Raw genomic sequence first — 9,887 nt, 5'->3', positions numbered from 1 at the left:
CCTCCTCCTACTCGATTTTACAAAAGAAAAATTAGTTAATTACTTTTTCTTCAGCTTGTGCAGCTTGGTCTGCTTGGATAGCCGTTAGAGCTACTGTGTAAACGATATCGTCTACTAGAGCGCCACGAGACAAGTCATTTACTGGCTTGCGCATACCTTGAAGCATTGGACCGATAGATACTAGATCTGCTGAACGCTGTACAGCTTTGTAAGTCGTGTTACCCGTGTTTAAGTCTGGGAATACGAATACTGTCGCTTTACCTGCAACTGGAGAGTTAGGCGCTTTAGAAGCGGCTACGTTTTCCATGATTGCTGCATCGTACTGTAGAGGACCGTCGATCACTAGATCAGGACGCTTCTCTTGAGCAAGTTTCGTTGCTTCACGTACTTTATCTACGTCTGCACCCTTACCAGATTCACCAGTAGAGTAAGAGATCATAGCAACGCGTGGGTCGATACCGAATGCCGCAGCAGAATCTGCAGATTGGATAGCGATTTCAGCAAGCTGTTCAGCTGTTGGATCTGGGTTGATCGCACAGTCACCGTATACAAGAACTTGATCAGGCAGAAGCATGAAGAAGATCGAAGATACGATAGAAGCATCAGGAGCAGTCTTGATGATCTGGAACGGAGGAACGATAGTGTTCGCCGTTGTGTGAACAGCACCAGAAACTAGGCCGTCAACTTCGCCAGCTTCAAGCATCATAGTACCTAGGAATACTGAATCTTCTAGCTTCTCACGAGCAACAACTTCAGTCATACCTTTAGCGCCACGAAGTTCTACTAGACGAGCTACGTAGTTTTCGCGAACTGATGCAGAATCGATGATCTCAACGCCAGCGCCAAGCTCAACACCTTGCTGCGCTGCAACGCGACGGATTTCTTCAGGGTTACCTAGAAGTACACACGTTGCGATACCGCGCTCAGCACAGATAGCCGCAGCTTTAACTGTACGTGGCTCATCACCTTCAGGAAGAACGATGCGCTTAGCCGCTTTACGAGCAAATTCAGTTAGCTGGTAACGGAATGCTGGTGGGCTTAGACGACGGATGCCTTGAGTACCTTCAGATAGAGAATCAATCCAAGGGCCATCAATGTGGCTTGCAACGTGATCGTTAACGAACTCGATACGCTCTTTATCGTCTGCTGGAACTTCTAGGTTGAAGCTCTGTAGGTTTAGAGATGTCTGCCAAGTGTTACCTTGAGCCTTGAAGATCGGTAGACCTGAAGCGAATGCTGGTGCACAAAGGTTAGCAATGCTTTCTGGAATGTCGTAACCGCCAGTAAGCAGGATTGCGCCAATCTCAACACCGTTTTTCGCAGCAAGAGCCGCAGCAACGATAACGTCAGGACGGTCTGCAGAAGTTACTAGCAGTGAGCCTGGTTTGAAGTGCTCAATCATGTGCGGTAGAGAACGTGCACAGAAAGTGATGCTCTTAATACGACGAGTTGAGATTTCACCTTCGTTAACGATTTCAGCGTTAAGGTGCTTAGCCATATCAACCGCACGAGTTGCGATTAGATCGATGCTCCATGGCACGCAGCCAAGAACACGGATAGGGCTAGAGTTGAAGATTTGCATTACTTCAAGGTTCGCTTGCTGAGCGCTGTCTGCATCATCAAAGATTTCAGATAGGTCAGGGCGAGTACGGCCAGCCTCATCAACAGGAGCGTTAAGCTTGTTGATGATTACGCCTTTGATGTTTTTGTTCTTAGTACCGCCGAAGTTAGAACATGCTACTTCTATACGCTCTTTAAGCTGCGTAGGGTTGTCAGTACCAGGAGTCGCAACGAATACGATCTCCGCGCCAAGTGTTTTTGCGATTTCCGCGTTCACTTGGTTAGCAAATGGGTGCTTACGAGTAGGTACTAGACCTTCGATTAGCGTAACTTCTGCGTCTTTGTTGATCTTGTTGTATTGCTCAACAACAGACTCAAGAAGCTCGTCCATTTTTTCGCTACCGATCAAAGCTTCAGCTTTAGTCATTGCGATTGGCTCACCAATCTTAATGTCGCTGTTTGCGCTGATGATAGTAGACGTTAGATCTGGTTGGTTACCACCGCTGCGAGGCTGAGCGATTGGCTTGTAGAAAGAAACACTTACGCCCTTACGCTCCATAGCGCGAAGAACACCCATGCTAACACTAGTAAGACCAACACCAGCGCTTGTAGGGATAAGCATAATAGTACGTGACATTGACGAACACCTTTGACTATTGGAAATAAAAAAAGCTCAACTGCTATTCCCACCGATATTTAAATTGGGGTAGGAATAGAAGTTGAGCCCCATTTTCTTGATATGAAAAACTGACTAGCTTCGAATGAAGCTAGTCAGGAAAATCAATTAAAGACCTGCTAGTTTCGCAGTGTCTTCAGCAATTACTAGCTCTTCGTTAGTAGAGATAACCATTGCAGGGATACGGCTGTTAGCTGTAGTGATAGTACCTTCGCCGCCGAAACGAGCTTTAAGGTTAGCTTCACCGTCAACTTCGATACCGAAGATGCCTAGGCGGTTAAGAACCATTTCACGGATTGGGCCTGAGTTCTCGCCGATGCCGCCAGTGAAAGTGATTGCGTCTAGACGACCTTCTAGAGTTGCAGTGTAACCAGCTACGTACTTAGCTAGACGGTGACAGAACACGTCCATTGCACGAGTTGCTTCTTCTTTCTCACCGTAGTTGTCTTCAACGAAACGACAGTCAGAAGTCACTTCAGTTAGACCAGCAAGACCAGACTCTTTAGTTAGCATGTTGTTGATTTCTTCAACAGAGTAACCAAGTGCGTCGTGTAGGTGGAAGATGATTGCAGGGTCTAGGTCACCACAACGAGTACCCATTACAAGACCTTCAAGAGGAGTAAGACCCATAGAAGTGTCTACAGATTTACCGTTCTTGATTGCACATACAGAAGCGCCGTTACCTAGGTGACAGTTGATGATGTTAACTTCTTCAACTGGCTTGTTTAGTAGGCCTGCAACTTCACGAGTGATGAATAGGTGAGAAGTACCGTGCATGCCGTAACGACGGATGCCGTGCTCTTTGTACAGGTTGTACGGTAGAGCGTATAGGTAAGACTCAGAAGGCATTGTTTGGTGGAACGCAGTGTCAAAAACAGCAACGTTTTGTAGACCAGGGAAGTTCTGTTGAGCCGCTTCGATACCGATAAGGTGAGCAGGGTTGTGAAGAGGTGCGAAAGTCGCAGCGTCTTGAATACCCTTAAGAACTTCATCAGTGATAAGTGCAGAAGAAGTGAACTGCTCGCCACCGTGTACGATACGGTGACCGATAGCGCCAAGGTTAGCTTTAAGCTCAGGCTTAGAAGCAAGAATAGTTTCTACCATGAAAGATAGTGCTTCTACGTGAGCTGCGCCCGCGCCTAGTTGTGCTTCATGCTTGCCATCAAGTTTCCACTTCATACGAGCTTCTGGAAGACCTAGACACTCAGCAAGACCAGTTAGGTGCTCTGCACCTGTTTCTGCATCAACAACAGCGAATTTAAGAGAAGAACTACCACAGTTTAAAACTAAAACTAGCTTAGACATTAATGACTACCTGTTAATTTTTCTGATCGAAATCAGTTAAGGATGAAAATTAATCTCAAGAATAGACGAAGCACGGTAGCTTGCGTACTAACCTTGGTCAAAAAAACGTTAATTTCCGTATAAAGTGAAAGCGCTCTTTATCAAAAAGAGGCTTGTGCATTCCTTGCAGAAGTCTTCTCAAAGTTGCTTAAATTGTAAATAAGGGCAACAATGAGATTGAGGTCTGCAAATAATAGCGATATTGTGCAAATATAACAAAAAAATTTGAAAGAATATTATTTTTCGTCAAATTTTTGTGTTTTTAGTTGATGATTTCAACTTTTTTTTAATGGGAGACTCATATGAGCAATAGAGTTGGTTTAGCTAGTAGTTTAAAAGATGGCCAAAAGTACATGGATCTCTGGCCTGTTCGAAAAGAGTTAAACGCTATCTTCCCTGAACAGCGCATCATTAAAGCCACGCGTTTTGGTGTGAAAGTGATGCCAGCGATAGCTGCTATTAGTATTCTGACACAAATGGTCTTCAACAATTATAATGCGATGCCGCAAGCTGTGGTTATGGCGTTGTTTGCGATCAGCTTGCCGCTTCAAGGCATGTGGTGGTTAGGTAACCGTTCGAACACTCAATTACCGCCAGCATTGGTTTCTTGGTATCGAGAGTTGCACGAGAAGATCAGCGAAACAGGTTTTGCATTGGAACCAATGAAACCACGCCCTCGTTACAAAGAGTTGGCAATCATTTTAAATCGTGCCTTTCGTCAGTTAGATAAATCCTCAATGGAGCGTTGGTTCTAAAGAATCCCAGCTCTCCCTCTTGTCTGAGAACAACTATTCATCTTCTATAGCTTGTTCTCAGATTTGCTCCTCTTTTTGTTACCTCGCTTACTTTCCGTTTAGCTTACCTGTCCTTATTCACTTGGTTTCTTACCTTCCTCCGAAGTCAATATAACCTTTCTCACATAACTCGAGCCTTGTTGTATTTTTGTTAAATATCACTTCAAGTTATCAATGGTTACTGGTAATAATGTCAATAGTGATTTTGATGTTGTTCTCTTTGAGCGAGTAATGACGGGTAGAGCTTGATTCAGGGAGCGATAATGAGTTCTGTAAGAAAGGTATTGGCAGCGGTTTTAAGTTGCTTGATGTTGCTATGGACTGGCAATGCAATGGCAAACGTTGCCAAAGTGTCGGTTTCACAAGTTGTTGACCATCCAGATCTGAATGCGACACGTTTAGGGCTTCTTGAAGGATTGAGAGCCAATGGTTATGAACCCGGTAAGAACTTAGAATTCTCCTATGAAATGGCGAATGGTAACCCGGCTCAGGCAGCCAAGATTGCCAGAGAGCTCGTCAGTGAAAATCCACATGTACTTGTTGGTATCGCGACACCGACTTCACAAGCCTTAGTGTCGGCGACTCGCTCGATTCCTATCGTGTTTACCGCGGTTACGGATCCTATCGGCGCTAGGCTCGTTAAACAATTAGAAAAGCCGGGGCGTAATGTCACGGGGCTTTCTGACTTATCTCCGATCACTCAGCATGTGTCATTAATCAAAGAACTGCTCCCTGAAGCTAATTCAATCGGTGTAGTTTACAACCCAGCAGAAGCAAATGCCGTTGCGTTAGTTGGGTTATTGAGAAAGGCAACTCGAGATTTCGGTTATACACTTCACACCGAAAAAGCGCTGACTGTTGACGATGTCGAAGCAAAAGCAGAATCCATTGCTAAGAAGTCCGATGTTATCTATGCCTTGACCGATAATACGGTTGCAAGCGGCATGGAGGGTCTTATCAAAGCGGCTAACCACGCAGATACGCCAGTCGTCGCAGGCGCCACATCTTATGTCGGAAAGGGAGCGATTGCTGGTTTAGGTCTAGATTATTATGATGTTGGGGTTCAGACCGCGGATTATGTCGCAGCCATTCTGGAAGGACAGAAGCCCGGGAAGTTGAGTGTCAAAACTGCGCAGAGCTCTCAGCTGGTGGTCAACCTAGATGCTGCTCGTGAGCTTGGCGTGACAGTGCCTCAATCTGTGATTGAGCGTGCGGTCATTAGCCGGTGAATTGAGTTTGGTGTTAGGTGAGCTAATAGGCCATAAGTCATATTATTAACAGCATTGAAATGGGCTCAGATAACAAACTCACCTGCTCTATATGTTGGCGCTTCTCTATTTTATTCATTTGTAAGCGGTTATTTGACCGTTAGGTGTGTCGTTAATATCAATTTACATTATTTTACGTCGAGCGAATTGCCGATTAATGTAATAATATTAATGGGGAAAATGAAAATAGCTGAACGCTAAGAGCACATTATATGAAAGTAAATAGGCACTTTAGCCTAACCTTTGTTTTCGGGTTTCCCGCTGTGATCGCCGCGATGTTACTTGGCCTAATAGGAAAGAATCATTTTGACGCGGTAGAAAAAGATATCAGTAGTGAGTTTCATCGTATTGAAGATGTGTTCAAAAGAACCACAAAAGTGGCGACAGCCCTAGACTACAGCTTCTCCAACTATTATAAATCAGGAAACCCTCTCTTTCTTGATCACAACAAACATGTTGTGGATGGTCTTTGCCAAATCTGGCCTATTGATGTATTGCTACTTGCCGACGGTAAAACCTCAGACATTCCCTCTGTCGATATCGACTATATGCTAATTGGTCAAGAGTCTCTTTGTTCTGAAAGCAGTGATAGTTATAAGAGCGCGTCAGAAAAAATAGCGTTAGCTCCTATTCTTTCATTTTTATCCCAGCTTGATGAATACCATGCCGGCGTGCACTTTATTGATACGAGCGGCTATGTGATCTCTTCACCTGAAGGTTTTGCCAAAGGGCTGAGCAAAGAGTTACTCTCGACCATAAAGAGTCGTCCTTATTGGCAGAAAACAGCCAACAACCCTGACCAACTTACCCTTTCAGGCCCTGGTTATCGTTTTGATTCCCTTGACCGTATAATCAGTATGACGATCCCTGTATTCCATAAAGGCGTTCACCAAGGGATGCTGTCGGTGGATATTAATGCTGACAAGCTGCTCGCAAACTCGAATGAGCATCTTGCAGGTCGGATCGATATCATTGATACCACTTTAGCGACTCCGGTAGATTCTGCGGCTTTTTATCACGAGATCAAACTGGATGGTGTCTCGTCTCACCATGCGATGTATTACAAATTAGACATCGCGAAAGAGGTTGAGCACTTTTTCGTCTACGAGAAAGACAGCCTTATTGTTGCCATCATTGTGTATCTGTTCTCAGTAACCATCTTCTTCTACGTCAATTCCAATATTGAACGTGGTTACTTCAAAGATCTCGCAGCCAAAGACCCTATGACAGGGTTATTGAATCGTCGTGGCTTAGAAGCGTTCTGGCGCAGTGTAGAGCACGATCAACTGTTTGCATTAACCGTCTTCGATATTGATGATTTTAAGTCAATTAACGACACCTACGGCCACGATAAGGGGGATGATGTGATTCGTTATATGTCGCGTCAGATCAGCAACAGTATTCGAAGCAGTGACGTTGCAGCACGGTTTGGCGGTGAAGAGTTTGTCGTTTATATGAAAGGCGAAGATCGTGAAACTTTGATGAGAACATTAGAGCGAGTGAAGAATGCGATTTGTTCCACTTCAGCCGACATTATTCCAAATGGATTTACGGTTTCTGGCGGTGTCTGCATTGTTGAAACTGAGCAAAGTAAACTTAACTTCGATGAGATATTTAAGTACGCCGATGAAAAGCTGTACGTGGCTAAGACGACGGGCAAAGACCGTCTTAAATTTTAACCACGTTATTGAATCGATGCTTTGTATGAAAATGAAAATGAAAATGAAAATGAAAGAGGGAAGAGCGAACGTGTCTACCAAGCAAAGCTTATTTGCACCGGTAAACACGTTTGTAGCGTTGGGTATTTAACCCTAAACGTAATCTTAAACAGGTTGGCGGCGTTCTTCTTGATAACGCTGAAGGCGTTCTACAATCGGTGGCGCCTTTTTGAAAGTACGAATTTCTTTAAACAGTTCGTTCGCTTCAGGGTAGCCTTTACTTAGATAAACAAACCACTGCTTCACTCTATTGGGGTAGTACATGCCTTTGTCCCCTTTAATTTGAAACTCTGAATAGCGCAGCAAAAGTTCAATGACTTTATCCCACGGCATTTTCTGGTGGTTGTGCTTAACGACGTTACCAAGGTTTGGAATATTGAAAGCACCACGGCAGACCATTAATGAATCGACGCCTGTTGCTTCTATGCAATCTTGACCATCTTGATAGTTCCAGATCTCCCCATTAGCAATCAACGGCAGAGATGTTTTTTCTCTTATTTGATTGATGAAGTCCCATTTGATTTCGCTGGCTTTATAGCCGCCAACTTTGGTTCTTGCATGCACGGTGAGTTCGTCAGCTTTGGCTTGTTCGATTGCATCGACGATTTCAAAGCACTCTTCCGGATGCTCCCAACCTAATCGAATCTTTGCGGACACAGGAATGTGTGCCGGTACCGCTTCTCGACAGGCGTTCACCACTTGATAGATGAGCTCTGGCTCTTTTAGCAATGAAGCGCCACCATTACTTTTGTTGACCGCTTTTGCTGGGCAACCAAAATTAAGATCGATCCCTTTCGCGCCTAAGCTAGCAGCTTGAAAAGCATTCTCGGCCATCCAATTTGGGTGTTGCCCTAGAAGTTGGAGATGGATTGGCACACCAGCCATGGTCTGAGAGCCTTGATGTAGCTCAGGGCAAATACGGTGGAACACATGCGGGGGAAGAAGTTGATCTACGACGCGCACAAACTCTGTCACACAGAGATCGTAATCATTAATCTCTGTGAGAATTTCACGCATTAGGTGGTCTAGAACGCCCTCCATAGGGCCAAGTATTACGCGCATGTTGCTTTACCAAAACTGAATGAACCGAAAAATTCGAGGCGTGATTGTACGGTGTGCTTACAGAATTGTCACTATGAGTGTGGTGCATGTCTTAATGATGGTTTCGTCTCTTAATAGCGACATCTTTGGGAGGATGGCGTTATAATATCGAAAATGCCCAATATCCAGAGCTTTCATGACATATCAATTATTAAGCCTACCAGAATCAATCACTGACATTACTCCGCAGTTTATGGAAGGTGCAATCCTTGCCTCTAACTTAGCGACCAAACCACTCGATCCAGAAGAGTGGCTGGTTATCGTTGCGCCTGAAGCGGGTAAAGAGCTGGTAAAAACGGTGACAGAACAGATTAATCGCCAGCACAACCTGATTCAGCGTAATGAATACCTATTAACAGACGTACTGGCTGAAGGTGACTTTAACGAACAGTTCGCTGATTTTTCTGAAGGCTTCATGATGGTTTGGCCAACAGTGGAAGAGCAGTGGCAGAGCGTGACAGTCGCGGATGGTACTCTGCGCATGTTGCAAGCGCTCTTAACCACCTTGATGCTTGCGATTGATGAAGAGCAAACTCAACAACAAATGATCGCTGCAGGGCTTACTAACCCACCATCGTTTGCCGATTTAGTGGGTCAAGTCGATCTGATGATCTCAGAAGTGGCAATGGCAGCGGATGAAGCTATGTTGGGCAATAAGTCCCAGAGCGTGAACCCGTTTAAAGACATCGGTCGAAACGACCTTTGCCCTTGTGAAAGCGGCAAGAAGTTTAAACAATGCTGCGGTAAAAGCAGCTAATCACGGCTTGTTGAGCAACTTAGTTTGTGTGAATAACAGACTCTCTTAATATGTTCAAAAGCTTAAGTAATAAAAAAGTCGACCTCGTGGTCGACTTTTTTGTTGTCCAAGTGTCAACGGCTTACTGTTAGTCGTTTTTCGACTTCACAAATTGAGAAATAACCACAATACCGAAAGCAACCAAGTTACCTGCAAAGATAATTACTAGCCACTGAGGCATAGAAAGATCGAAGAACTGCCACACAACCTTGCTGCAATCGCCGTAAGCCTCAAACATCCACGGAGCCCATTGGTTTAAAGGCGCCCAGCTAGGGAAGGTTACGAATAAGTCGCAGGTTGCGAAAGGGGACGGATTGAACTGGTAATCGACGTGCTCTAAAGCAAGCATCAAACCTTTGTATGCGCCAAATCCCCAGCTAGCAAGGCCTAACCAGCGTGATATTGGGTTATTCGGGGCAATCGCACCAATCATGGCGGCAACACCGATAGCGAGCATAGCAACGCGCTCATAGATACACATCACGCAAGGACCAAGCATCATCACGTGTTGGAAGAAGAGAGCGCACGCTTCAAAAAAGACAATAAAAGCCAGCAGTAAAAGCCAAGATAAACGTCCCTTAGAGAAGTCTTTGATCATTGCTAAAAAGTTCACGAATTTAATCCCGTCTA

Annotated in this window: 8 protein-coding genes; 4 read left to right on the top strand and 4 right to left on the bottom strand. The window is 44.8% G+C overall.

What is annotated here, in order from left to right; translation table 11 throughout:
- Positions 1 to 31 precede the first annotated feature (31 nt).
- Both pta and AB4375_RS09935 read right to left on the bottom strand, forming a co-directional pair.
- Positions 32 to 2,197, bottom strand: a complete 2,166-nt coding sequence (gene pta / locus AB4375_RS09940; RefSeq protein WP_017069189.1) for a phosphate acetyltransferase — start codon at positions 2,195 to 2,197, stop codon at positions 32 to 34.
- A 147-nt stretch (positions 2,198 to 2,344) separates the two neighbouring features.
- The gene (locus AB4375_RS09935; RefSeq protein WP_017062169.1) at positions 2,345 to 3,541 is read right to left on the bottom strand and encodes an acetate kinase; all 1,197 of its coding nucleotides are present in this window, start codon (positions 3,539 to 3,541) and stop codon (positions 2,345 to 2,347) included.
- A 341-nt stretch (positions 3,542 to 3,882) separates the two neighbouring features.
- Between AB4375_RS09935 and yfbV the strand changes: the two genes are divergently transcribed.
- The 3 genes from yfbV to AB4375_RS09920 all read left to right on the top strand — a co-directional run bounded on the left by yfbV (position 3,883) and on the right by AB4375_RS09920 (position 7,321).
- Entirely contained in the window at positions 3,883 to 4,335 is a 453-nt protein-coding gene (gene yfbV, locus AB4375_RS09930; protein ID WP_004734015.1) for a terminus macrodomain insulation protein YfbV, read from the top strand.
- A gap of 302 nt (positions 4,336 to 4,637) precedes the next feature.
- The gene (locus AB4375_RS09925; RefSeq protein ID WP_017062167.1) at positions 4,638 to 5,603 is read left to right on the top strand and encodes an ABC transporter substrate-binding protein; all 966 of its coding nucleotides are present in this window, start codon (positions 4,638 to 4,640) and stop codon (positions 5,601 to 5,603) included.
- 251 nt (positions 5,604 to 5,854) lie between these two features.
- Positions 5,855 to 7,321, top strand: coding sequence for a sensor domain-containing diguanylate cyclase (locus AB4375_RS09920; protein ID WP_017069188.1), 1,467 nt, complete (start codon positions 5,855 to 5,857; stop codon positions 7,319 to 7,321).
- 144 nt (positions 7,322 to 7,465) lie between these two features.
- Here AB4375_RS09920 and dusC read toward each other — a convergent pair whose 3' ends face one another.
- Positions 7,466 to 8,422 carry a tRNA dihydrouridine(16) synthase DusC gene (gene dusC, locus AB4375_RS09915; protein ID WP_017069187.1) on the bottom strand — a complete coding sequence of 319 codons (957 nt, stop codon included), beginning with the start codon at positions 8,420 to 8,422 and terminating at the stop codon, positions 7,466 to 7,468.
- A gap of 175 nt (positions 8,423 to 8,597) precedes the next feature.
- Here dusC and AB4375_RS09910 point away from each other — a divergent pair, with 175 nt between their 5' ends.
- Positions 8,598 to 9,218, top strand: coding sequence for a YecA family protein (locus AB4375_RS09910; protein ID WP_372051472.1), 621 nt, complete (start codon positions 8,598 to 8,600; stop codon positions 9,216 to 9,218).
- Positions 9,219 to 9,345: 127 nt separating this feature from the next.
- Here the strand turns inward: AB4375_RS09910 and dsbB are convergent, their stop codons facing one another.
- Positions 9,346 to 9,855: a disulfide bond formation protein DsbB gene (gene dsbB, locus AB4375_RS09905; protein ID WP_102394342.1), complete on the bottom strand. Its 510-nt coding sequence runs from the start codon at positions 9,853 to 9,855 to the stop codon at positions 9,346 to 9,348.
- Between the last annotated feature and the right edge of the window lie 32 nt (positions 9,856 to 9,887).

It is taken from the genome of Vibrio sp. 10N.261.51.C6 (genome assembly GCF_041471785.1).
Lineage (GTDB): Bacteria > Pseudomonadota > Gammaproteobacteria > Enterobacterales > Vibrionaceae > Vibrio > Vibrio crassostreae_C.
The sequence above is the reverse complement of the archived record's forward strand: the minus strand, read 5'-3'. Positions and strand labels throughout refer to the sequence as shown.